The sequence below is a fragment of the Paenibacillus sp. FSL L8-0340 genome (assembly GCF_038593145.1).
GTDB lineage: Bacteria > Bacillota > Bacilli > Paenibacillales > Paenibacillaceae > Paenibacillus_AQ.
Genome location: NZ_CP151967.1, coordinates 3,716,162 through 3,741,075, shown reverse-complemented (window position 1 = coordinate 3,741,075; position 24,914 = coordinate 3,716,162). Strand labels below are relative to the sequence as shown.

Genomic DNA, 24,914 nt, shown 5'->3' with positions numbered 1-24,914 from the left:
TGCAAAACAAGCTGCCGAGAATAATCTCGACAGCTTGTTTAGCACGCCTATAAGCTCGCTGTAGTAATGGATCTCCATCCGAATAAATGGTAACCGCATCGGTTTAAACTGTCAGGAGGGCTATCTTATCTGCGGGGCATGGTGACGCCCGCTTTAGAGTTGTATTTTTCCGTAGCTTCCTTGATGACGTCCTCGCCGCCCTTGGAAAGCCACTCTTCCACAACCTTCGGCCAGTCACTGATGGGTTCCTTGCCATACACCATCTTCACCATATGCGTCAGCAGCACCGGAGGAGCCGTGTCCGAGTTGGGAGCGATGTCTGGATTCTTCACTAGTGCGTCCAGACGAGGGTCGAATTGAATCCCGTCCCGGCCTTCATTAGCCAGAATCGTATCATATACTTTGATCAGGTTTTTGCCTTCTTCCGTCATGTTCAGAACACCCTTGTTATACGTGGTGTCTTGCACCAGCCACAAGAAAGACTGACGGTAGCGCTCTTCATCTATGGCAGCGGAATCCGTGGGGGCCGTATATACGATTTTACCGTTCTCTTCTTTGTAGGATTCGCCCTTGATCCCGAAGGTAAAGAAGGTTTCCGCCTCTTCGCTTAGCATCCAGTCAAAGAATTTCACAATATCCGCAGCATTTTTCGTACCTTCCTTGATAAAGTAGGTGCGCGTAGCGGAGCCGTACAAATAAGAGCCGCCTTTTCCGTCAGGGCCAACTGGCGACGGGATAATCTCCAGCTTGGCGGATGGCGTTGTAGCCTTCAATTGCTGCTCCCACTGCAGCAGCTCGTTGGCATTCATCGTCCACATGCCCGCGTTGCCTGAGAGAATCGCATTTTTATAGTTGGTCGGGTTGATGGTGGCAAATTCCTTGTTGATCAACCCCTCTTTATACATGGTGTTGTATGTTTGTAACGCCTTCATCATATTTTCGTTATCCATAAACTTCGGCTGAACCTGGCCGTTTACTTCCTCGAACATCGTCAGGTACGGAAAAACATCATAAGCGCCAAAGAAAGCATCGGCATATTTGAAATCCTGGCGGCCCATGTAAGGGTTATCAACACCCAGTTTTTTGAAAGCCCGCAGCACATTCAAGTACTCATCGACTGTTTTTGGAACCTGCAAGCCGGTTTGATCCAGCAGGTCCTTGCGAATCCAAGTCGCGCGACGGGACGGATTGGACAGGAACTCCGGTATTGCGTAGATTTTCCCTTGATAGGTGACGTTTTCCCAGGCTTCCTTCGGGATTACTTTCAACAGGTTCTGACCGTGTTGCTCAAGCAGATCATCCAAGGGCATGAACACGCCGGCTTCAACGGAACCGGCCATTTCCTTGCCGTTCACACCGCCCGAGCCTTGAACCACATCCGGAATATCATTAGTGGCAAACATCTGAACCATTTTCTGCTCGAATTCTTTATGAGGCACCAGCACAATGTCCAGATCGGTGTTTGTCATCTCCTCCAGTTTTTTCACCCATTTATCCTTATTCAGATTAGGCGATTTCTCAACATAGTTAAAAGCCAGTGTCCGCATCGAGATGGAGAATTTAGTTTTTTGCGGCGCATTTGACGCTCCTCCGGCAGTCTCTTCTTTGTCCTTGTCCGCGCAACCTGCAACGGCTGTAGCAGCCATTAAAGCAGTCAGACAGACGCCAATCCATTTTTTCATGATAACCCTCTCCTTGTACAATGGGTGCCATACACAAATGAAAATGTTTTTTTAGACTAATATGCTTTAGGAATCTCAACCCGGCGGGTAACCCCCTGATTGGTAAAGTAAACATGAACCCCATGGTCCTGATCGTCCATGAAGTATGATACGTAATCCCGGCTTCCAGATTTTTGGGGAATCAGAAGCGTAACGATCCGATGGCTTATAGCCTCTTGAGTGGATGCGGTCAAATGCCAGTGCCCGGGCAGCCCTTCCCATTCCTTCGGATCTACATCGGTAAATTGGTCGTTTTGACTAAGCGCCATATCTCCAGAGGAGCTGTAGACAAACCTGCCCTCCATTTGAGCTTTTTGGCCCTTTACTTTGAAGGTTTGGTCCTTTAACTTCATGGGATAGAGCGTATGGAACAGCCAATCCAATTTTCCGGGACACTCCAGATCAACACTATCTGTAATGACAAAATAAGCGCTGTCAAAAAAGTAGATCTCCCGCACATACCGTTTGATATAGGGTACATTCTCCCGGTAGGCTTCCGTTGCATCCATTTGCATGTAGCTGATCCCAGGTGCAGTGGACGCTTTCAGCACCTTGCCGTAGGCTGCCATGTTCTTCGACTTGTCTGTGCCGGCATATTGGCCTTTTCCGTCAATAAGAATAACGTTCTTGGAGCGGGTCTGCTTCCGCCACTGCATATGCATTGTACTGTTGAATGCGACGTAATGGCCGCTTTCGATAGCCAGAGGCTCGCCGAAGGCATGCAGCAGGAAGGCGTTCTGATCCCCGTGGCTATGGCTCACAGAACCGTAACGGCTGCTCTTGGCCAGCATCATGATATGTTCCTGCGGAGCTTCCATCCGGTGATGCATGGCGACCCAGCCAACATCCTGAAACCACTTGAGAGGCTCTGCGGCCAGCGGTGGTTCTGAAGGAATCTGCGGATAATCCGTACGGTAAACCATCTCATCAAACCGGAAATCCCACCAGCCGTAGTTATAGAAGATCATCTGGCTATCTGGATTCAATTCCTTTGTCCGTTCATAGTACCATTGGTACTGTCCATTTCCCGTTAAACCGGCAAATTGGCGGATATTGAAGCCCGTCTTGAGACTGACCGGATCTCCCAGCGACGATTGATCCCCGAAGCTGGCCCTCAAGGTATCCGGGCTATAGCAATAGAGCGGAAAGTCGCCGGTTTTGCGGAAGAAGGGACGTTCATAGAAGTTGATTCCCATGTATTTGCGGACCAGATTAAGCGCCTCCGTAACAAAAGCCATTTGAGTGGTCCAATACATCGGGCCTTCGGCCCAGCCGCCATCCTTGCCACCCCATGGGGTATACATGGCGGAGAAGTACTCCAGCGTATAATCAAGCCATTCCTGAACCTCCTCCTCCTCGCCCAACATAGAAATACAGCAGGGAACGAGCACGGAGGATAAAGAACGGATGGCATGGCTGTCATAAGGCACTTGATGAATTCGGGAGCGTTCGATGACATGGAAGGCGATCTGACCGGTTCTCCGCAGCAGTGCCTGCCGCACCTTTAGCCGTTCCTCTTCCGTAAGAGAGCCGTGCAGCCAATCATAGCCCCATGCCAACGCTCCGGCTATGCGAAAGGAGCATTCATCATTATAATCCCGGCTGGTGGTACCCTCCGTGTTCCAGCTTGCAGCATGAAGCAGCCACTCTCTGGCTTTAGCAATAAGCACTTCGTCCTCCAGCACAATCCCTGCTATGGCTAGATGCCGAACAGCATAGAAAACTTCCTGACAGTCCATATACATCTGCCGCCATAGCTTGGCGACACGCTTGTTATCCGGATACGGTGCAGGCTCGGGAATAAGCGCTCGTTCTGTCCAGGGCAGTACGGAATGCTTGAGGAAGTCACTCCAGCCCGTTAAGTCAGGATCTTGGCGGATGGTTTCCCGGTAGGACTCAAGCTGTTCCGCCTGAAGCCAAAGCCGCGGATGATTGCCGGAAGCAGCGGTGTATCGCTCCGTTCTGGATGGCAGAGGCGTTAGCGGAAGCTCATCCGCAACCACGAAAGCTCTTACTTTGCTCCACTCTGAACGGATATGGTTATCACCGATAAGAGTGTACCGCCAATAATACATTCCTGGTTCCAGCGGTTTATCCGGAGTAAACAGATTATAGGGAATTTGACTGTAGGTCAGCGTGTATTCAGGCTCAAACTCTTTGTATGAGGAGATCTGCAGCTCATACATCCCTTCCTCCAGACTTGCGGGCATCCATGTAAAACGCGGCGGGTTCTCTCCAACATCCGAATGTTCATCAGGCCCATAAGGCAGGTCGAGCACGCCGCTGGCAGGTTGAAATAAAGGTTCTGACATCTCTACTCCTCCGTATTCAGGGACTTTTCCTGAATCAGTCCCTTTTTGGGATTCAGGCAGTAGACAACTCTTTGCCCGTTTGTTTCTATCTGGATTCGGACCTCTTCGCCCGCCTGACTCACAAGCTTTAGTGCAGCAGATTCATGACCGGCCCGATAAACTGTAATAAAATCAACCGACGGGCCTCTATGCCGAAGCATGATGCCCCGGATCAGACTGCTCGGGTCTTCAGCTACACCCGGTGTGCGGATTTCATGCAGAATGGAGCCGGGTGCCAGCAGAGTGCACGCGGAAACTTCATATTCCGCAGCGTGGCCCACTTGATCATAACGGCTGCTCCACCTGGCGCTTAACGCACAGTCCGACTCATTCTGCAGTACGGACAATACCTCTACCGAACCATAGCCCGCTTCCTGTCCGAGGACTGCCGGGGAGTCCTTCCGGATGCGGCGGGACTCGACCGGTAACAGCAAATCTCCTGTCGGATGTAACCATAAGTCCACCTCCTGATCCTGCTTCCGGTCCGTTGTCTGCTCAACATGAAACCAGTCCAGCAGCCAACCGTCAGTCAACAAAAGATGCCGGTCGAGAACCGCTCCTTCATAGGCGCCATCCGAGCGAATCCATAAATACGTATCATCGCTTTCCTGCCGGAATTCTCTGCAGCTGCCGGTATGGGCTGCTTGAGAGCAGCCTCCGATGGTGACCGTGTTATGACTCGCGGTTTCGGCATACCATTCCTTGCGCAATATAGAACCGTAAGGAACCATGCCAAGCTCGGGAGCAACCTCTCCCAACCGGTGCATAATCGTGATATGAAGCTTGTCATAATGCCCATGAGATCCGCCATGCTCACCGAAGTCTGCCAGTACGGACAGCGGGTTGCCCGGATGACGGAGCACGGCGAAGCCTGAATCCGGCAGCAGGATAGAAACCCTTGCCGTGGAGGTAGAATGAAGCTCCTTACGCTCTCCTTCTCCATACAGCACCGCCTCCAGACCGCTCCGCTCTTCCTTTCCGTATAAATACCGGTAAGCATTCGCCAGTATAGGCTGGTAGGTGAGGTCTTTATAAGCCGTACACCCTATTTCAAGTACTTCAACGATTTCCCGCGCGAAAGGAATGCGTGCATAAGGACCATCATGCACAGCTGGAAGCTCCCCGTTGTCGCCGCTAAGCTCTACCAGCAGCTGAAACATACCGCGGATGGATTGTCCCTGATCCCCTTTGGCATCATATAGGTCAACCCCGAAGCGTCCGGCCATCTCGGCTGCTATGAGGTAAGCCCGCAGCACAAAAATATGGTAGTACGTGCTGCCTTCAAATTCAAAGCCGTCCGGCTTGACGCCGATAGAAAGATGATGATAGAAACCGCCTTCCCCCTCCAGCAGGGAACCGAGTTTTGCCCGGGTACCTTTGGCGGCATATACGCAGGCCAGGCTGGCGTTCAGCCATGCGGTATAATTGTTCTCTGCATTCTTCTTCTCGTGAATGAGAATGTGGCGGTATTGCTCCATGCTCTCCTCCAGCATCGTGAAGAACACCTGCAGTTTCAACTCTTCCTCTTCCGTGAACGTTACTCCATGGTCCACAAGAAGCAGATAAGCCCGAATAAGTGTGGTCGACCAGATCGCTTCCGTCAGCGCCTGATGAAAGGCACGGCCGCTAAGCATCCAGGGCTGGGCATCGGGATGAACCGGATACAGCGGGAACTGCTCCGCATATCCAACAAGAATCTTCTGGGCCAAGCCGCTATAGAAGTCTTCCCCGTCTGCGGCGAATACCGCGGCAGCCTGCAGTGCATAACGTGCTATCGCCTGATGCCGGTATACCAGCCAGGCTCCCCGGTAAGGCTCGCCTTCCAGCTTGCAGCCTTGCGGACAAGTAAAGACAAACGTGTCCTGCTCCGCAGCATTAAAGATTAGCTCGGTATGATGCCGGGGGCACACATATTGGTGCCACCAGCCGCCGGGTTCTGCCGGAAGCCGAATCTCTTCTTCCCGGAAAAGGTCCAGCTCCCTCTTCAGTTTATCCACCACAGGGCCAACCCAGGAAAAAGTGTCTGCTTTCTCCTTAAGGTTCATCATCGCATGAACAAGCCTCCGTTAATTTCAATGATTTCTCCAGTCAGATAATCCGATAGCTCTGAAGCGAGGAAGAGTGTCACGTTGCTCACATCCTGCGGTGCGCCTTCCCGGCCCAATGGAATCTTTGCAATTGTCGCCTGTCTTGCCGCATCTGCAGTAAAGGTGGCATGGAATGCGGTTTGACCGATAAATCCGGGAGAGATAGCGTTTACATTAATCCCGTGAGGACTGAGCTCTTTGGCAAGTCCCTTGGTATAAGACCATACCGCCGCTTTGCCTGCTGCATAGATGGAAGCGCCCGGTCCTCCGCCGTCATGAGCCGCGAGAGAGGATACATTGATGATTTTACCGCTTTTTTTAGCGATCATTCCCGGTGCAACCGCTTTGCAGGCAAACACGCATGATTTAAAATTGACGTCCATCACCTTGTTGTAATGTTCTTCGTCCATTTCAGTATTGGGAACCCGCTTGACCATACCTCCGGCATTGTTGACGAGGATATCGATGGTTCCGCCGAATTGTGCCTCTATTTCCTTCACCATGTTGTCCAGCTGGGCTGGATTTGTGACATCCGCCTGAAATGCATAAGCTTCTCCTCCAGCCTGGCGGACGGCTTCGACCGTTTCCTCCGAAGAACCGTACAGATAGTTTACGGCGACTTTGGCGCCGGAAGCTGCAAGCGTCTCTAAAATTTGTCGGCCTATCCCTGCATTGGACCCTGTAACCAGGGCGATTTTACCAGTCAAATCAATTTTCATTACATATTCCTCCAAGTAGTAGTTTTTTTCTTAATCATCCGTATTTTCACTCCGCAGGCATGGATAAGATCATCCGTGTTCCTTCATTCTCCTCACTTTCGACGCTTAACCCGTACTGTTCTCCGAATACCATTTGGATTCTCCGGTGGACGTTCATCAGCCCGATCCCACCTCGATGATAGAGAGAGTCACCTTCTGTATCCGCCAGCTGGTTCAGGTTCAGCTTCTCGCGGAGTTTATCTAGCCGTTCCCGGGACATCCCTGCTCCGTTATCCTCTACGAGAACGAGAAACCGGTCCCTTTCTATTCTGGCGTCGATACGAATATAATGCCTGTCTTCAATCCCATCAGGAAACGCGTGCTGAAAAATATTTTCAATCAAAGGCTGAAGCGTCAGCCTGACCATCTTGGCCAGTAGCAGCGTCGGCGGAATCACAACATCAATTTCGAACTCCCTGCCGTTCCGGTGCTTGAGAATCGTCATGTAGCTTAGTACATGATTAAGCTCATTGGCAATCGTAATCTCCTCCAGATTGGTCTGGATGGAGTAACGAAGCATGAACGCCATGGCCTCCACTATTTCTGTAATTTCGTCCGAATCCTGAACAACGGCGTAGCATTTAATAGTTTCTAACGTGTTATACAGATAGTGCGGGTTAATCTGCAGCTGAAGTGCCTGAAATTCAGCCTGATGACGCTCCAGGGCCTCCTTCTGGGTTGTAAGCTCCGCTTCATATACCCGCTCGATCATTTCGGACAGCCGGGACACCATAAGATTGTAGCTATGCATCAACCCCCCCAGCTCATCCTGACGGCCATTCATCTCAAGCCTGCGCCAGTTGCCTTTTTCCGTCTGCCTCATGCCTTCCTTGAGAATAAGGATCGGCTTCGTGATGGATCGTCCGAACCAGGTGGCAAGCAACAAAGTACCGATAAGGGTGAGAACTCCTACAACCAGCGTGGTCGTACGAATGGTAGAGATGGGCTTGCGCAGCTCGCCAACCGGTATGGATACCACAAGCTGCCATTTGGAATAATCGGATTTTCTCGACACGAACAAATACTCTTTCCCGTCTACCTTTTCCACAACAGAGTCATTGGGGTGCTGAAATACATTTCGGATGTGACCGGCAGATAACCCTGGATGGTTCTCATTTCCTTCGGGCTGATATAGGAGTTTGCCGAATTCGTCCATGATAAAGAAGGACCCGCCTTGTCCCAAATCAAGAGGTTCCCATATACGGGCCAGGTCTTCTGCCTTGAATTCGATAGCCACTATGCCCTTGGGGTGATAGGACGAAACCCCTCTGATCCGGCGGACCATCGTTATAATGTTCTGATCCCCTTCATTCATCACATTCGTGTTGAGAATGGTGATGCGGCCGCTCTCCGGCGTATGCTTGCTTAAGAACCGGTAGCGTTCCAGCGGATTGAACTTCAGGCTATACGCCTGATAGGAGTTATCGTCGCTAATGGCCTTGCCGTGTTCACCAATAACGTACATCAGGTTAATTTGAGGATAAAGAATGAATAAAGATCGAAATAAATCCTTCTGTATATCATTTGTATATTGATAGTAAGAGTAGCTGTCCTCCGGGTCCATATCCAGGAATTGTTTGACCTGATTGTAGGACAGGATGGAATCGCTGGCCTTTTCATAATTTTGCAAATACAGGTCCGTTTGATAGGACGCGCTCCTGATCACTTGGGCAATGGACTTCTCCGAAGATTTATCAAGCTCAGCCGAAGCCTGAAAATAAGAGATAAATCCTACCATGGCCAAGGATAGAACAATGACGGTCAGAAATGAGGCAAACAGCTTGTTCGACAGGCTCTTTCTCATCAATCAATTCCCAGCCGGTTGCGATACTCGGACGGAGCCTGCCCCGTGAACTTCTTGAACGTCTTCGTAAAATGAGGGTGGTCTGCATACCCGACCTCATAGGAAATATCGGTTATCCGATAGCTTGCATCGGCAAGCAGCCTTTTGGCCTTCTCCATTCTGCGTTTAATGCGGTAGTGTACAAAGGTCTCTCCTGTCGAGTGCTTAAACAACTGGCTGAAGTAAGAGGCATTCAGACCGAGCACCTCCGCCACCTCCTCCAGCGATACTTCCTGGGCGAGATGTTTTTCTATGAAAGCTTTAGCTTCCTCTATCGGGTCCTTTGCCTTGCCCTTGCGCTTGATCCGAAGATCTTCCAGTATAGCTGCCGACGCTTCTGCGAAGCAGTGGAATAACTGATCTGGTCCGGATGCTGCAGACAAGTCCAGCACACTATTACGGGGTGTGACCGAATTGATATGGAGCCTCTTCACGAGCAAGGTGTAGCCCTCTTCCAGAAGTTCTTTTTGCTGGCTTCGGCTCATCTTCCGCTGGAGGAAGTCCGTTTCCCATTCCTTTAATACAAGGTGAAGCTTCTCTTTATCCAAGGTCCAGATGGCATCATCCATACGCACGACCCATTCATCAAGCTTGGCGACAGAGACAAAGCTCTCCAGCTTCACTCTATTCGCCTCTAACTTGGCGATCACATTTTGAAGGCTCCCTTTGCTTACGGGCTTCAGGAGATATTCTTTCACTCCATAAGACACGCATTGGCGGGCGTATTCAAAATCTCCATAGCCCGAGATGACAACGGTCTGAATATCCGTCTCCATCTCCGACAATCGCCGGCACAGCTCCAGTCCGTCTACCTTAGGCATACGGATATCTGTAAACAGAAAATCCGGCGCTTCCTCCATAATGAGCTGAATTGCCTCTTCTCCATTCTGGGCCAGCTTGATGTTATACGGATGCCCGCCGCATTGAGAGATCATGATAGAAAGTCCCTTTCGAATCATGGGCTCGTCGTCTACGATCAATACACATCTCATCCATGGATACCACCTTCCGATTCGTCTCGCTACATGCGTTTCCTATTCTATCATATTATAATAGATCAGGATTTCACGGAGCCGACCATCATTCCTTTAACGAAATGGCGTTGAAGAAACGGATAAATCATGATAATCGGAATAGTTGCGACAATAATAACGGCCATTTTGATACCCTCAGGCGATGTGTGTGCCAGAGAGCTATAGACCGAGGAAGCCGGATCAATGCTGATATCGTCCGTCTCGAAGAGCTTCTTCAGCATCACCTGCAGAGGCCATAAGGACGGCTTGTTGATGTAATAGAGCGCGCTCATGTAAGTGTTCCAATGTCCGACGGCGTAGAAAATCCCCAATGAGGCCATGACCGGTTTGGACAGCGGCAGTACCATACTGACGATGATCCGCAGCTCGCCGCACCCGTCGATCCGGGAGGAGTCAATCAGTTCCTGCGGCAGCTGCATGAAGAAGCTTCTCATCACGAAGAAGTTAAATGCGCTGATGGCGCCGGGAATCATGAGTGCCCATAGGGAGTTCATAAGCCCCAAATTCTTGATCAGAATAAAGTTCGGAATTAGGGGGGCGCTGAATACCATGGTGAACAATACCATCATGACGATGTATTTTCGCCCTACGAATTCCGGACGCGACACCGGATAAGCGAGAGACGCTGTCGCAATCAGATTGATGGCGGTGCCCAGCACTGTAATATAGACGGAGACACCGAACGCCCGCCAAATGGAGTGATCGCTGAAGACGTACTGATAATTGATCGCCGTAAAATCTTTGGGCAGCAAGCCTACCCTGCCATTAATAATTGCTTCGGAGCTGCTGAAGGACTGGGCAATCACATTCAGAAACGGCAGAAACATAGCCAAAGCAAGGGCGGTCAGAAACAAAAGATTAAACACATTAAATAGATTCTGGCCGCGAGTGTAGCGTACTCTCATCATCCCTACCTCCATAAAGAGCGATTAATACAGCGATTCACCGGTTGTTTTCTTGCTCAAAATGTTGCCGATGAGCACCAGAATGAGTCCCACTACCGACTTGAATAGCCCCACTGCTGTTGTATAGCTGTATTGCTGAGACAGCAGCCCCGCCTTATAGATATAAGTGTCCAGAATCTCCCCGTTCCCGGTATTAAGCGCGTTCAGGAATACCCAGACCCGCTCGAAGCCAAGATCAAGAAATCTCCCGATATGGAGAAGGAACAAAATCATAATTGTCGGTATAAGAGACGGGAGTGTAATCGCCATGGTTTGTTTCCAGCGCCCGGCTCCGTCTACTTCTGCAGCCTCATACAGATCCGGGTTGATTCCTGCTAATGCGGCCAGGTAAATGATCGTACCGTACCCGGAATCCCGCCAAATGCCGGAACTGATCAGAATCGTGCGAATGTATGAATTTTCACCAAGAAAATAAATCGGTTCAAACCCGAAAGCCTGTAAAACCTGGTTCACGATCCCTGTTCCCGGGGAGAGAATGCCCAAAGCGATTCCACTGACAATTACCCAGGACAGAAAATGGGGCATATAAACCACTGTTTGCAAAAAGCGTTTGTAAAACACAAGACGGATTTCATTCAGCAGGAGCGCAAGCAATATCGGAGCAGGGAAGGCGAATAGAAGATCATACAAGCCCAGCAGAATCGTATTGCTTAAGATCCGTCCGAAATCCTGGTATTGAAACATGGTTCTAAAGTGCTCAAGCCCCACCCACTCACTGCCTGTGAAGCCTTTAAAAATGTTGTAGTTCTGAAACGCAATAACTGAACCGGCTAACGGCACATACTTGAAAATGATAAAGTACAAAATCCCGGGAATTGCGATCACGTACAGCGCTCTGAATTTCCACATGTTTAAGAGCAGGGACTTTTTCGTATCGGCCTTGTAGTTAATAAGGTCTACCCCAGTTAACTTAGCCTTCATGACCGTTTCCTCCAGGTCCTGTTTTCAACAGGTTTGCCGGAGCATTCTCATCTAGGGGAATTTCCTCAAATTCGACGGTTATGAACCGCTCCTCCCGTTCAATAATCCGGGATAGCTCCCGCGTGAATACAGTGACTATCTCCTCCTTCTGCTCACGCGTTCGGCCTTCGTACATTCTGATCTCAATATGTGGCATCGTCTTTCCTCCATTTCCTCGAATAGTGATTGAATCTATCCTTATTCTACCTACAATAAAGCGCTTGCAATATGGGGTTTCTGTGAGTGTACTTGTGTTTTCTTTAGGGGTTAGTTTCGTTTTTGGAAGGCCAGCCTTCTACCACCACATGTTCGCTTTTGAAATAATTGAGACTTACGCTGTCAACGAAATTTCCCTGCAGGGTGATCCCGGTTCCAGCAAGAAGCCGTATGCCGTTCGTATTGCCGGTCAGCAAATTCCCGATCAATTGAACGTTCTGCGGGTCACCTTCCCCGATATTATTTGCTTTGCTGTCGCCGGGATCATGCTCAAGCGAGACAGCCCAATAATTAGGCGCGGTATTATTGCGAATGACATTCTCCTTGATGATCGTGCCCGGACCGTTCAGTACCCGAATGCCCTTGGCGTCCTCTATGTGGGCTGTGTTTTCAACCAGATTACGTTCGATGACTGTATCCGGGGTACCCATCGTTACATTGATTCCTTCTCTTGTATTGCGAATCGTATTGTCATGGATATAGTTGCGTGGTCCTGTCTTACTGTGGTTGCTGGGTGCTGTTCCGCCGGTGTTTCCCAGTCCGATCGCAGCGCCGTAAGGAATATCGCTAATCACATTGCCGTATATCTCGTTCAAATATTCGAGTTCCCCATGCAGATCGATGGCATCCAGCTTTGTATTCGTAAACTGATTGTTTCGCAGGACATTGTTATGTGCAACAAATTGGATCAGCGCACCATGCCGCAAATAAGGCCCTTCGAAACGAGAATCCTCGACTACGTTCCAAAGCGTGTCATTATCGTATCCGTTACGATCCTGTTTGGCCATGCCCTGAATCGACACGCCGTAGCCGGCACCACCCGGACCTACATCCGTCGCATTGCGGAACGTACTGCGGCGTACAACAATATCACGGCTGTTGTCGATACGCACGCCCATACGCGAGTATTTCTCAACAGTAATCCCGTCAACCGTGATGTTGTAGGACGGAAGCTCACCAAAATTCGCAATGGTGATCATACTGTTGGGACCGCCGGCGTCCGGATTGTTCACTTTATGATCTGCTGTGTAGTTACCCTTCCAGGTAGAGGTTAAGGTGAGATTAGATATGGACAGATCGTGCTGACCGGATACCTTCATTAGCGCACTGTTTTTCACCTTGTTGAGTGCCGTTTTGAGAATGGTTGCGGATTGATTTTCACCGCGAAGATTCACACCAGACTTTAGCTTCAAATTGACAAGGGTATCTAGTGTCGAGTTCAAATTATAAACCCCGGACGGCAAATAGACTTCGTCACCGGGCTGGGCACTGTTTATGGCAGCTTGAATGGCAAGACCGTCGTCTGTATCGTTATCAGCGGGATCGGCATGATAGTTCAGCACATTCAGGACACGGCCGGTTGTCACATGCGGGGAATGAACCGGATGTACCGTTCCGTCAGCTTCGGTTAATCCTGGAGCTGTGAACGGGACCGGTTCCCGGGGCGGACCCGGCGTGAAATTCGGGATACTGGCTACAGGTGTATCGCCATTCGCAAACGGCGCATAGACATCTACTTCCGATAAACTTGTAAACGCACTGCCATCGGAATTCCCAAGACCTACAATGCGTACAAATCTCGCTTCTGTGTCCGGGAGATCGAATGCCTGCATCTCTGTAGTCATGAACCGGCTGGCGCCGGACCATGCCGGAGTCCATACCGCACCGTCACTTGAAGTTTCGATATTCAATTGGCTCGTGCGCGTATCTCCTTTATAAACGGCAATACCTAAATAGCCGATCGGCTTACATTCGCCTAAATCGTATTCGATCCAAGGACCGTTACCGGCTGCGGACCAACGGGTAAACAAGTTATTATCAATAGTATTCGTTGCGATATTGCCATCGCTGTCACTGGCTGTTACGTTTACCGTCGCGTAAGGAAGGATGGGTTCTGCCAGCGTTGACCGGATGAAAGAAATGTTACCGGTGCAACTTCTAAGGTTGCCGGCGGGTTTACTGCTGTCGATGACCGCGTCGTCGCTCGGCGTCAGACTAGTGAGGTCCCGGTAGAGAACCTCACCCGGAGGTGTTGTTGTGGTACGGTTCTTCACATATTGATTCAAAAAGGCCCACGCCTCAGCGCTTGCCTGTTCAGCCGCCTCGCCGGTGAAGCCGTGTCCTTGTTTTGGCACGATTTTGACATCGACCACTTTTACGCCTGCATCCTTCAATTGATTGGAGAACGTAACGCTGTCCGTGTATGGGATCGTCGCATCGGCATCACCATGGCGGATGAAAAAAGGCGGATCGTCCGGTGAGGCATAAGTGCCAGGCATGGCCAGCCGAGCTTGGTCCGGCACAGAGAAGGCGTTATTTCCGCCTAAAAGCGCTTTCACGGATTTGTAGCTATTGGCGAAGTTTGTGGTGAAATCTGCTGGTCCGTACATATCGACAACGGCTTGGACTTGATCGGAATATTGCTGCCAACCGCCATTCCCGCTCAAATCCGGAACGTTGACGACATGTCCTGTATCCAGTGTGATCGTCTCACCTGAAGTGATCTGCGCTGTTGTACCGAGCAGCGAAGCAAGATGACCGCCTGAGGACGTACCCCATACACCGATTCGGCTAGGGTCCAGATGATATTCTGCTGCATGTGCGCGCAAATAACGAATTGCCAGCTTCACGTCCTGAATTTGCGCCGGAAACGGCGCTTCCGGGGTTAACCGGTAATCCAGTGAAACTCCGATGTATCCCCGCTTGGTCACATAGCTGCAGATACTGGCAAGGGCTTGCTTCCGGTCTCCGTGGTTCCAGCCTCCCCCATGGATGTATACCATCACCGGCATCGGTGCGTGAGGCGTGGTCTTCGGTACGGCTATCGAAGTATAAATCGGACGTGTTCCAGCATTTCCAATCAGCACATCTTCATACAGCTCAACGCCTTCCGGAACCGGAACCGGCTGAGGCTCAGCCGATGAAGAGATCGGCACCAGTGTCTCTGCATGTACCTGAGTAAGCGCTTGCAATTCAAGGGGTGGACATAACAATATCAAGGACAACAATACTCTTGTGCTGAATCGAAATACTTTCCTGCGCAGTCCGTTTCTCAAATGAATTCCTCCCTGACAAGGTATAGATATTATCAATGCTTATTGTTGCCGGGACAAAATGACACCGTCGTTGTTGTTAAAACGTTCAGTTGCTTCCTTGACGACATCACTCCCCCCTTTTTGCAGCCATTCCTCCACCACCTTCGGATAATCGGAAATTGGCTCCTTGCCGTATACCATATTGATCACATGCGTCAATATGACGGGCGGCAGTTTATCTCCCCCTGGAGTAATATCCGGGTTTTTCTGGTAGCCTTGCACCTGGGGTTCGAATTGAATCCCGTCACGCCCCTCACTCGCAAGTACCGTATCGTAGAGCTTCATCAAGTCTTTTCCTTCAGGGGTGAGGCTGAGCGCGCCTTTATTGTAGGTTGTATCTTGTACGAACCACAGCAGGATTTGACGGAACGTTTCCTCGTCGACCTCATCGGCGGTTTTCGGTCTTTTGTAGTTAATATTGCCGTTCTCTACCGTATAATTTTCCCCTTCAATCCCGAAGGTAAAGAACTTTTCCGCTTCGTCACTGACCATCCAGTTGAAAAACTTGACGATTCCGGCAGGGTCCTTCGCATTCTTGTTGATTAAATAGGCTCGCGGCACCGTACCGACAAGGCGAAGTCCACCCTTCCCATCCGGCCCTGTCGGGGAGGCGATCAGTTTCATTTTCGCGGTAGGTATCTGTTCCTTTAGCTGCTGGTCCCATTGGATCAAAAGATTGGCATTCATGTTCCAGATGCCCGCTTTGCCTGAGAGAATATCGTTCTTGAATTTCGTGGGATTAATCGTGACAAATTCCTTGTTGATCAGTCCTTCGTCGAACATTGTCTTATACGTTTGAATCGTCTTTTGCATATTCTCGATATTCATAAATTTCGGTACGATTTGATCCCCTTGTTTCATAAAGAAATTGCCAAAGGTATCGTAAGACCCGAAGAACATATCCGAATATACAAAGTCCTCCCGGCCCATATATGGATTCTCCACACCCAGCTTCTTAAAGGCACGCATGACGTTCAGGAAGTCGTCCACTGTTTTCGGCTCTGGCAGCCCCGTTTTTTCCAGAAGATCCTCACGAATCCAAGTCGCCCGGCGTGACGGATTGGACAGCCATTCGGGAATCGCGTAGATGTTGCCTTTCGCATCGGTCTCCTTTTCCCAAGCGTCCTTAGGAACTTTCTTGAGCAGATCTTGCCCATACTTCTCAAGCAGTTCATTAAGGGGCATGAATACTCCGGCCTCCACGGAACCGGCCAACTGGGGATTCGTCAGCCCGGAGCTTGCTTGAACGACATCCGGAATGTCGTTGATCGCGAACATTTGGATCATTTGCGAGTCAAAATTTTTCTGCTGCATCAAACGGATGTTAAGATCTGTATGGGTAAGCTCCTCCAGCTTTTTAACCCATTTGTCATCATTGATATTGGGGTGATTGTCTGCATACGAAATGTTTCCGCTGCGGAACGATATGGAGAATGCAGTGTTCTTTCCCGGATTCTCCCCTGCTTGTTCCTCTTCTCCCTTATTTGAAGTGGAACATCCGTTCATAGAGGCGGCTAATAATGAAACTCCCGCTATGGTAAGCATCCAACGCTTCATGTTCATCAACTCCCTGTTACAAAATTTTGGTCAGCGGCACTAGAATGACTAGATGTCCGGAGCGGCTCAATCACCAGCTGCAGCAGCTTTGCTAATTGCTCGCTCATCAGCGTGTGTCCGTAATCCGAAGGATGAATCAGATCGGACGTGAGCGATGTAAGATCGCACATAATCGCTGCGCCATCCAGCAGATGCAGCTGCGGATGTTTACTGCTTTCAAAGCAATGAAGCAGCGCTTTGTTAAAAATCCCCTCTTGGACATGAAGAAGATGACTTGTATCAAGAAAATAAGTTGCTCGATTCGGGTAAATCGTAGTGACAAAAACAGGTTTGGCGGGATGGCGTTCGATAACCCGGTCCAGCATGTAAGACACCCTGCGCTTAAATTCCCCGGGAGACACCACTGCGCGCATATTGACCCCAAGCTCCAGAAACAGGAAATCCCAATCCTCGCGTTCCGCCAGATGATCGGCAACAACGTTCTCGCAGTAACAGGATCCGCTGAGTGCAAGGTTAAGCACATCCACGCCGAGTCTGCGCGCCGTCTGCTGCAAGTATCCATTGAAATGATGCGTGGATCCTGCGCTCTGACTGATGGAAGATCCGTATGCCAGCATTGTAAGCTTCGGTACCTCATCTGGAGTTGGCACGCGCACTTCGCAGCCAAATGCATCCACATCGTAGAAGACAGCCCCGAAGCGGTCAAAATGCAAACGCCACACGTTAGAGGAAAATCCAGACTGATTCAGCCGCCCGCTCGGCACCTCCGCGAAACGTTCCGGCTGCTCCAAATGCAGGGTGGTTACCGCACCGGCTTGCAGTAAATGCTGGGAATGAAAAAAATCCCCTCTGCATACCACGACGCGTCCATTGCTATCATTCGAGCCGATGGTCACTCTGACATGCTTGGATTCGGTGACAAACCGCAATTCACAGCCGTTCGATTGTATGGCCTTGGTCCGTCCTTTCTCTGACAAACCGGTACGCACTTGCTGCGGAAAACGCTGCAGGTGCAATCCGGATTGATAGGGTTTATGTACCAGCTCCGAAACATTGTGAAAATAAACGCCGTCCTTCTCCATCGTTGCAGCTACACCACCTTAATGATTACGAGTCAGCGTTAACTCATATCTGACTTCTAATGAATCATATAATAACAATGTAAGCGCAGTCAATATGTATTTATGTTTTATATGAGTCTTTTATGAGTTAGTAATTGTTGATGAACAAATCATTCAACAAAGCAAAAAGCACAGGTTCAGAACTGAACCTGTGCCGTAATTTTCAAATCACAATGCACTACTCAAGAGAGCGGAGTCTCCTGATCCATCGTGTTCAATGTTTCCTCTAACCTGCCGCATAACTCATCGTTATTCAGCAAGCCAGAAACAAACATCATGATATCGCGCTGAATGTCTTTTAACTGGCAGTTGCTTAAGCCCAGCTCCGTGACCAGACGATAGGTGGGAAAGATCTCGCGGTATAACTGAAAGCGGGCCGGACGATAACCGGCTTCCTCCCCTTCCCATTCCATCGCCAAACGGCTGGCTGCAATATTCAGCGTCTTGCGCCGAAGGAGCAGTTGCGCCTCATGCGAGGTGAGAAAATCGACGAGAAGCATGGCAGCATCCTTATTCTGCGATTTACTGTTAACCGCCAGACCGTTTATGATCAGCAGCGTATTGGCATTTTGCAGCCTGGGCAGCGGGGCAATATCGAATGCCAGATCGGAATGACGCAATTGATTCAAGAAGTAATAAGTCGTCATAATCATGGATACTTTGCCTTGCAAGAATAACGCTTCCGCATCCGCGTCGCTCTCGGACAGTACGGCTGGAAATACATCCTTCATGCCGATCAGCTTTCGAATGGTACCTAAACTGTCGATTAGCTTTGAGCCACTGAGCCGGAATTTGCCTTCGCCGTCCTGTTCTGCTTCAAACGTCGTGCCGCTCTGCAACAGGAACAACGGCCACCGGTTGCGGGAAGGCAAATAAAAATAAAATCCGTACCAATTCTGACCCTCAGCTACCTTCCGGCCGTAAGCGAACAAATCATCCCAGGTCCAGCTGCTGTCAGGTGGTGATACGCCGGCTTCCTTAAAATGGTGTTTATTATAACAAAGCACGACCGGAGAATAAATAAAGGGCCGAACGCGATTACGGTCACCATACCGGAACGGATCGGAAAGAAAACGGTAGGTGTCCGGCTGCTCCTCCAGCGGTTCCAGCAGCTCCGTACAGCCTTGCTCCACAAAATCCTGATAATTATTATTGTTCATCAGTACGACATCCATGATTTCCGATTGCAAATGTTCCTTTAGCGATGATGAGTAGTTTCCTGAAGACAACTCGAGCGGCTGAACTTCGATATGCGGATACCGCTTGCCGAACTCATTCAGAAGCTCTTGCATCTCTACGAGCTTTGGGATCGTGTTCACATATCCGAACTTGATCGCCGTTCTGCCCTCCGGCACCGGAGAGAGTACCCGATTGCCAACGCGAGGGATTTTCTCAATTAAACCTTCGTCCACCAGCACCTTAAGCCCGTTGCGCACGGAAGCGTTGCTAAGTCCGAAGCGCACCTCCAGGTCACTCTCCGAAGTGAGATAACTGCCGATTGCAATACTCCCGGAACGAATTTCATGCCGCAAGGTTTGAATCATTTCCTCTAACCGAATACGGAAAAATTTCCTGCTATTCCTTTTCTGCATTGGGGTTCCTCGCCATCTTCCGATTAATCGAGCCCATAGGGACAAGTTATACAGTATTCATCATACTGAAAACCTCCGGGAACGACAAGTATCGGAGCTTGCTCCATATCTTAATACCCCATATAACTCTCCAAACCTGCCGGATCTATAATAACCATCTGCTTGTTTCCAATCAGCTCAATAAGACCCGAATCTTCGAACCTTGAGAATTTTCTGCTAATCGTTTCGCGGGTGACCCCGACATAACTGGCCAGTTCTTCACGAGACAGCGGAAGGTCAATATGAATATGACCGCCGCGTTGCTTGCCATATTTGTCGCTGAGTTCCATGATCATGTAAGCAATCCGTATTTCCGGATCTTTGGTTGCCAGGCTTTGCGCCAGATTTTCTGTATGGGCTAGTCGTTTGGTAACACTCTTCAGCAGCCTAAGCGAAATATCCGGATTATCAGTCATTAACTGCTCCATATCGGATCGGGTCAGCATGCAAATATTGGTGTCTTTCAGCGCATAAGCACTGAAGTTGCTCAGCTCATCGCTGTTAAATATGCTCAGTTCCCCGAAAAAATCCCCGTTCGTCAGGATGTGCAGAATTTGTTCCTTGCCTTCAGGAGTTGTTTTGGATAATTTCACATGCCCCCGCTGAATGATGTACAGCGTATCCGACGGCGCCCCTTCCAGAATTAACGGTTGACCTTTAGTGAACTTACGGTGCTTGATCATGGCGCTGATCCGGGAGAGATCGTCATCGCTCAACGCAGCGAAAATAGGCACCTTGCGGGTACAAGGTTCTGCAGCGTGTTGGCAAGAATGCTCATTCATAACTGTCCCCCCTTAAGACTTTTTGTCCTCAACCGGCGCAAAGTGGCTTGTATCCTCACCACATACCGGACAAACCCAATCCTCAGGCAAGTCTTCAAACGCTGTGCCTGCAGCCACATCCTCATCAGGATCGCCTATTGCCGGATCATAGATATAGCCGCAGGGTTGGCAGATGTATTTTTTCATCATTATCATCTCCTAAAAAGTTGGTAGTTTAGTTCAATCTGGTTTGTACTTCAGCCATAATTTCCACGATATTGCTATCGTTGAGATCAATTCCCGTAAGCGTGGTGCCTTGCTCGACAGCGGCTTTATATACCAGGGAAGCAGCTGCGCCTTGCCAGGATATCGCCCCGGTTATTGTGTTATCTTTCACATAGATGAGCGTATAAGCTCCATTGTCTTCTCCGCGCACCGCCATATCGCATTGCCGTTCATCAACGTTGCCTATTGAAAATAGTGAGAGGCCAAAGGCATTAAACAAGGTCACTGGAACAGCTCTACGATAAACAGTGAGATTGGCGGCCATATTATTGCCGGCAATCCGGCCCTGCTCGATCGCTCCGCCCCACAGTCCTTCCACATGCCCGTTAATTTCAGCAACATCTCCGGCTGCGTACACATGCGGATCACTTGTTTGCATTTGTTCATTTACGAGAATGCCCTGCCGGACTAGAATATTCGAGCCATTTACCAGCGCCGTATTCGGCACGATACCAATAGAGTAAACTACATGGTCACAGGAGAAGTGAGACTGATCGTCCAGCGTAATTCCGGTAACAAACTCTGTCCCTGTAATAGACGCCACCCCTGATTGCAGAATAACCTTAACACCTGATCGTTCGAGGGTGTCCTTAAGCAGCTGTGAGGATTTCTCATCAAGCTGTCTGCCCATCAGGCGGTGAAATGCTTCAATCACCGTTACCTGATAGCCTGCTTCATGCAGCGCCCAAGCGGTTTCGATTCCCTGTACTCCCCCGCCGATTACGGCTACACGGCTGCCATCCTGCAGGCTGTCTTTCAGCCGGTCCGCGTCATTCATATCACGGAGGGTATGAACGTTGTTCAGGCCTGCACCCTCAATCGGTAGCGCGCGGTTCCTTGCTCCCATACACAACAGGAGCTTATGATACGATACACTTTGCCCGTCTTCTGTCTCCACCAGCTGCCGGTCCGGGTGGACAGAACTGATTCGCGTAGAGGTCTTTATGGATATACGATTATCGCGATACCATTTTTCCTTCTTGATCAGCACCTTCTCACTGTGCAGGTCGGTAAACAGGCCTTTGGTCAGTTTAATCCGGTTGTAGGGCAGTTGGTCTTCCTCTCCGAGGATCGAGATTTCCGATTCTGCGTCTTGATCACGGATCGCTTTAGCGGCATGGACGGCGGCTACTCCGCCGCCGACAATAACGTAATGTTTTGTCATCCTATAATCCTCCTTCCTAAAATGAACTCAGCAGCAAATCCGATACAAATTCAGCCGCATTTTTAATTTTTTGTACTTTCTCAGGCTCTTTAGGGGAAAATCTGATTCTTAAAGGGAACTCCACATGTGTCATCCCTGTGGATTTAATCACATCAGAAGTACTTTGCACCGTCATGTTGGTTCCGTTCAGATAATCCTGAATGACTTCAATGGCTTCACCGCTCCAGCCGTATGAGCCAAAGGCTGCAGCAAGTTTGCCTTCCAGATTCATGTTTTGCATTTCTTTCAGAATGTTCTCCAGGTTTCCGATCATGTCCGCATATTTAGTGGAGCTGCCGATAAAGACTGCATCGGCTGACGCAATGCTGTTCAGAATATCGGCAGCGCTGCTTTTATCCGCATCCCAGACCTCTGTCGCAATATTATTTTCCTGCAAGCAGTCTTGTATAATTTTGGCCATCTTCTTGGTACTGTTTTTGATGGTGGTATACACAATGGCTGCCTTTTTTCCTTGAGTGGTTTCGCGGCTCAACGTGGCGTACATTTCGATATATTTACGGATGTCCTCCCGGATCACAAATCCGTGGGAAGGAGCGATCATCCGGATTTCAAGATCCTTGACAGCCTCCAGCAGTGTTCTTACATATCTTCTGTGAGGATGAATAATAGCGGCGTAATAACCCTGGAAATCTTCCGTGATATCAAATCCGGCTTCATCGCTGAACAGATTCTCCACCGCAACATGCGTACTGAAGATATCGCAAGGAAATAAGATTTGATCTTCGATACAATAGGTTATCATCGTTTCAGCAGTATGAAGGTACGGTGTTTCTTTAAACAGAAGTGTTTTTCCTCCGATATCCAGCTTATCTCCGTCTTTAACCACCAGGAAGTTCCGGCTATGAAGCTTGTACATTTCCTGCAATTCCGGTACGGCAATCTCAGTGCAAACAATTGAGGCATTTGCAGCCTTGCCAGCAAGCGCCGCCAGTCCACCGGAGTGATCAGGCTCTGTATGGTTAATCACGATGTAATGAATATCCAGAAGATCAATCATTTCACCCAGACACTCGGCATATTCACGTCCGAATTCCATATCTACAGTATCAATGACAGTCGGTTTTCCTGTTTTCAACAGGTATGAGTTATAGGTCGTTCCTTTTGATAGTACCAGACGGTGAAAGGGAACCTGACGGTTATCGATTTTGCCTATCCAGAAAGTATCCTCGGCGATTTTTTTGAACTGTGTACTCATTTCGTTAACCTCCAATGTTTGGTTGATAATGTTTATCAATAACCATATTCTATTATGGCCGCCAAACAAAAAAGAGGATTTGAATCAAATTATGAAAGTTTGAGAAAAAATTCGTATACCATAAATTTAGACGATACAAATGAAGTGATTATGCGTAGGGTCACATTCTATATAAAAAAGTATAAAAAAAGAAAAAATAAGCCTCATTCCGAGCTTTCGATGTCCCGAAACAGCCCTTGTTCTGCTGTGAATATTAATAACCCATATCCCCCTTCCGCCATATCCTAATCAAAACAATAAAAAGGTGGATAACGATGACGGAAATACAAATAAATGCTGTAGGAGACCTTATGGTCAAACGTCATATTATTTCAGATGCTAAACAAGCTGACGGTACCTATTCGTTCGGCCCCCTGTTCGCAAAAGTTGCTCCTTATCTGAAACAGGCTGATTTGACGATTGGCAATCTCGAAACCACCTTTGCCGGAAACGGGCGGGATAGCCGGAAAAGTCTGCGTTCAAGCGGTCCGATATTCAAGTGTCCAGACGAATTGGCCCCGGCCCTTAAGGAAGCCGGATTCGATGTATTAGTAACTGCGAACAATCACTGCATGGATTATGGTACCCAGGGTCTGATTCGCACGTTAAAGGTTCTGGACCATACTGGAATCGACCATACCGGAACGTCTAAGTCATTAGAAGAATCCAAGAAAACTCTTATCAAAAATGTAAAAGGGATTACGATCGGAATTCTCTCCTACACGGCAGGAACCAACAGGATTCCTGTACCTGCGAGTAAGCCATGGCTGGTCAATCGGATAGAAACCGGTAAAATCATCCGGCAAATTCGAAATTTAAAAAAGAAAGCTGACCTGGTCTTGCTTTATCTGCATTTCGGAAACGAATATAAGTACACTCCAAACAAGAGGCAAAAGCAGCTGGTCAACCTCTTCTTTAAAAATGGCGCGGACATTATCCTGGGTTCTCACCCGCATGTTCTTCAACCGTTAGCGGTTCGGGGAAAGAAACAATTCGTTATCTATTCACTGGGTAATTTTGTTTCGACTAAGCTAATGAATATTCCTTATACACAAAGCAGTATCATTCTAACTCTCAAAATCAAAAAGGATCAAAAAGGAAACACAAATATCACTAACGTCGATTACATCCCGACCTGCGTAGTTCGTAAAGTGAAAAGCGGCAGAAAAATGACAGAGGTCATCCCCATCCGCGATGCGTTAAAGCGGAATGCCTCTGATTTAAACCCGGGGAAGCGAAATGCCTTGAATGGTATGTTGAAACATACAGAGACTATCTTAAAGCGGGGGTAGAGCCGTTTTATAATGAACAGTTTCGTCTGTAACATTCCAGATATGCTGATAGCCATCGTAATAATCTAAACAGCGGTAGTCCAGGACTGTATCTCTCGTCCAAGGTTACCGCTGTTTTAATTCGTTATATAACATTCTCCAGAATTAATAATTCCATAATGAATAAGGTCTACAAATTTATTTTCTTTATAGACATGCTGAAATAAAACACCTTCCTTCACCATGCCCGATTTCTGCATAACCCGTCCAGAGCCTGGATTTGAAGCAAAGTATCTCGCGTACACTTTATGGTAGTGCTTTTCTGTGAAGGCAAACTCAAGGATAGCTTTTGTTGCTTCTGTCGCATATCCTTTCCCCCAGTATTCCTCACCTATCCAATACCCTAGTTCGCCATTTTTGTGCGATTGGTTATTTGACAGTCCTATTGCTCCATAGAGCTCATATGTATTTTTATCAGTAATGGCGAACTCATAGGATTTATTACTGTTAAAATTAGCCTCTTGTGTTTGAATCCATGATAATGCACAATCATTGGAGTATGGATAAGGTAGAGTTAATGTACTTTTATAGATATTGTAATTATTGCAGAGCTCACTGACACGTTGTGCATCAGACTCTTTAAAGGGTCTTAAAATCAACCGTCCGGTAGTAAGCGTTCTTTCGGCTTGATTGTACATTGTTCTAATTCATCTCCTAGCTTGAAATTATATTACAGGTGTTTCTATTTTCTTCCTGTTTCAATAAAAAATCAATCGGGTAATTCAATTTCGGAGTTATA

The 24,914-nt window shown here is 48.7% G+C and carries 19 protein-coding genes; 1 reads left to right on the top strand and 18 read right to left on the bottom strand.

Annotation, left to right across the window (positions count from 1 at the left end; all coding sequences use genetic code 11):
* Positions 1 to 125 precede the first annotated feature (125 nt).
* From NST07_RS16775 to NST07_RS16695, 17 genes are all read right to left on the bottom strand, one after another.
* Positions 126 to 1,682, bottom strand: a complete 1,557-nt coding sequence (locus NST07_RS16775) for an extracellular solute-binding protein (RefSeq protein ID WP_341093207.1) — start codon at positions 1,680 to 1,682, stop codon at positions 126 to 128.
* Positions 1,683 to 1,738: 56 nt separating this feature from the next.
* A complete protein-coding gene (locus NST07_RS16770) occupies positions 1,739 to 4,033 on the bottom strand; it encodes a DUF4962 domain-containing protein (RefSeq protein ID WP_341378635.1) in 2,295 nt (764 codons plus the stop codon).
* A gap of 2 nt (positions 4,034 to 4,035) precedes the next feature.
* Positions 4,036 to 6,120, bottom strand: a complete 2,085-nt coding sequence (locus tag NST07_RS16765; protein ID WP_342479797.1) for a heparinase II/III family protein — start codon at positions 6,118 to 6,120, stop codon at positions 4,036 to 4,038.
* Positions 6,117 to 6,878: a glucose 1-dehydrogenase gene (locus tag NST07_RS16760; RefSeq protein ID WP_341378633.1), complete on the bottom strand. Its 762-nt coding sequence runs from the start codon at positions 6,876 to 6,878 to the stop codon at positions 6,117 to 6,119. Before NST07_RS16760 ends, NST07_RS16765 begins: the two co-directional genes overlap by 4 nt.
* Before the next feature lie 46 nt (positions 6,879 to 6,924).
* Positions 6,925 to 8,721 (bottom strand): histidine kinase, encoded by a 1,797-nt coding sequence (locus tag NST07_RS16755; protein ID WP_341093203.1) that lies wholly within the window; start codon positions 8,719 to 8,721, stop codon positions 6,925 to 6,927.
* On the bottom strand, positions 8,721 to 9,752 hold the full coding sequence (locus NST07_RS16750; protein WP_341093202.1) for a response regulator: 1,032 nt from the start codon (positions 9,750 to 9,752) through the stop codon (positions 8,721 to 8,723). The genes NST07_RS16755 and NST07_RS16750 overlap by 1 nt, the downstream gene beginning before the upstream one ends.
* 65 nt (positions 9,753 to 9,817) lie before the next feature.
* Positions 9,818 to 10,702, bottom strand: coding sequence for a carbohydrate ABC transporter permease (locus NST07_RS16745; protein ID WP_341093201.1), 885 nt, complete (start codon positions 10,700 to 10,702; stop codon positions 9,818 to 9,820).
* 21 nt (positions 10,703 to 10,723) lie between these two features.
* Positions 10,724 to 11,680, bottom strand: a complete 957-nt coding sequence (locus NST07_RS16740) for an ABC transporter permease subunit (protein ID WP_341093200.1) — start codon at positions 11,678 to 11,680, stop codon at positions 10,724 to 10,726.
* Positions 11,670 to 11,876, bottom strand: a complete 207-nt coding sequence (locus NST07_RS16735) for a tautomerase family protein (RefSeq protein ID WP_341093199.1) — start codon at positions 11,874 to 11,876, stop codon at positions 11,670 to 11,672. Before NST07_RS16735 ends, NST07_RS16740 begins: the two co-directional genes overlap by 11 nt.
* Positions 11,877 to 11,979: 103 nt before the next feature.
* A complete protein-coding gene (locus tag NST07_RS16730) occupies positions 11,980 to 14,991 on the bottom strand; it encodes an alpha/beta hydrolase fold domain-containing protein (RefSeq protein WP_342481914.1) in 3,012 nt (1,003 codons plus the stop codon).
* A 39-nt stretch (positions 14,992 to 15,030) separates the two neighbouring features.
* Positions 15,031 to 16,587: an extracellular solute-binding protein gene (locus NST07_RS16725; protein ID WP_341093196.1), complete on the bottom strand. Its 1,557-nt coding sequence runs from the start codon at positions 16,585 to 16,587 to the stop codon at positions 15,031 to 15,033.
* Positions 16,588 to 16,592: 5 nt separating this feature from the next.
* Entirely contained in the window at positions 16,593 to 17,669 is a 1,077-nt protein-coding gene (locus tag NST07_RS16720) for an SGNH/GDSL hydrolase family protein (protein WP_342481913.1), read from the bottom strand.
* A 221-nt stretch (positions 17,670 to 17,890) separates the two neighbouring features.
* Positions 17,891 to 19,252 (bottom strand): extracellular solute-binding protein, encoded by a 1,362-nt coding sequence (locus NST07_RS16715; RefSeq protein WP_341378630.1) that lies wholly within the window; start codon positions 19,250 to 19,252, stop codon positions 17,891 to 17,893.
* A 158-nt stretch (positions 19,253 to 19,410) separates the two neighbouring features.
* Positions 19,411 to 20,121, bottom strand: coding sequence for a Crp/Fnr family transcriptional regulator (locus NST07_RS16710; RefSeq protein ID WP_341093192.1), 711 nt, complete (start codon positions 20,119 to 20,121; stop codon positions 19,411 to 19,413).
* Positions 20,122 to 20,133: 12 nt separating this feature from the next.
* Positions 20,134 to 20,307, bottom strand: a complete 174-nt coding sequence (rd, locus tag NST07_RS16705) for a rubredoxin (protein ID WP_341380372.1) — start codon at positions 20,305 to 20,307, stop codon at positions 20,134 to 20,136.
* 28 nt (positions 20,308 to 20,335) lie between these two features.
* The gene (locus tag NST07_RS16700; RefSeq protein WP_342481912.1) at positions 20,336 to 21,550 is read right to left on the bottom strand and encodes an FAD-dependent oxidoreductase; all 1,215 of its coding nucleotides are present in this window, start codon (positions 21,548 to 21,550) and stop codon (positions 20,336 to 20,338) included.
* Positions 21,551 to 21,566: 16 nt separating this feature from the next.
* Positions 21,567 to 22,805, bottom strand: coding sequence for an FprA family A-type flavoprotein (locus tag NST07_RS16695; RefSeq protein ID WP_342481911.1), 1,239 nt, complete (start codon positions 22,803 to 22,805; stop codon positions 21,567 to 21,569).
* A gap of 314 nt (positions 22,806 to 23,119) precedes the next feature.
* On the opposite strand from NST07_RS16695, the gene NST07_RS16690 reads away from it, so the two are divergent.
* Positions 23,120 to 24,136, top strand: coding sequence for a CapA family protein (locus tag NST07_RS16690; RefSeq protein ID WP_342481910.1), 1,017 nt, complete (start codon positions 23,120 to 23,122; stop codon positions 24,134 to 24,136).
* Positions 24,137 to 24,252: 116 nt separating this feature from the next.
* On the opposite strand, the gene NST07_RS16685 is transcribed toward NST07_RS16690, so the two are convergent.
* Positions 24,253 to 24,813 (bottom strand): GNAT family N-acetyltransferase, encoded by a 561-nt coding sequence (locus NST07_RS16685; RefSeq protein ID WP_341093186.1) that lies wholly within the window; start codon positions 24,811 to 24,813, stop codon positions 24,253 to 24,255.
* Positions 24,814 to 24,914 lie beyond the last annotated feature (101 nt).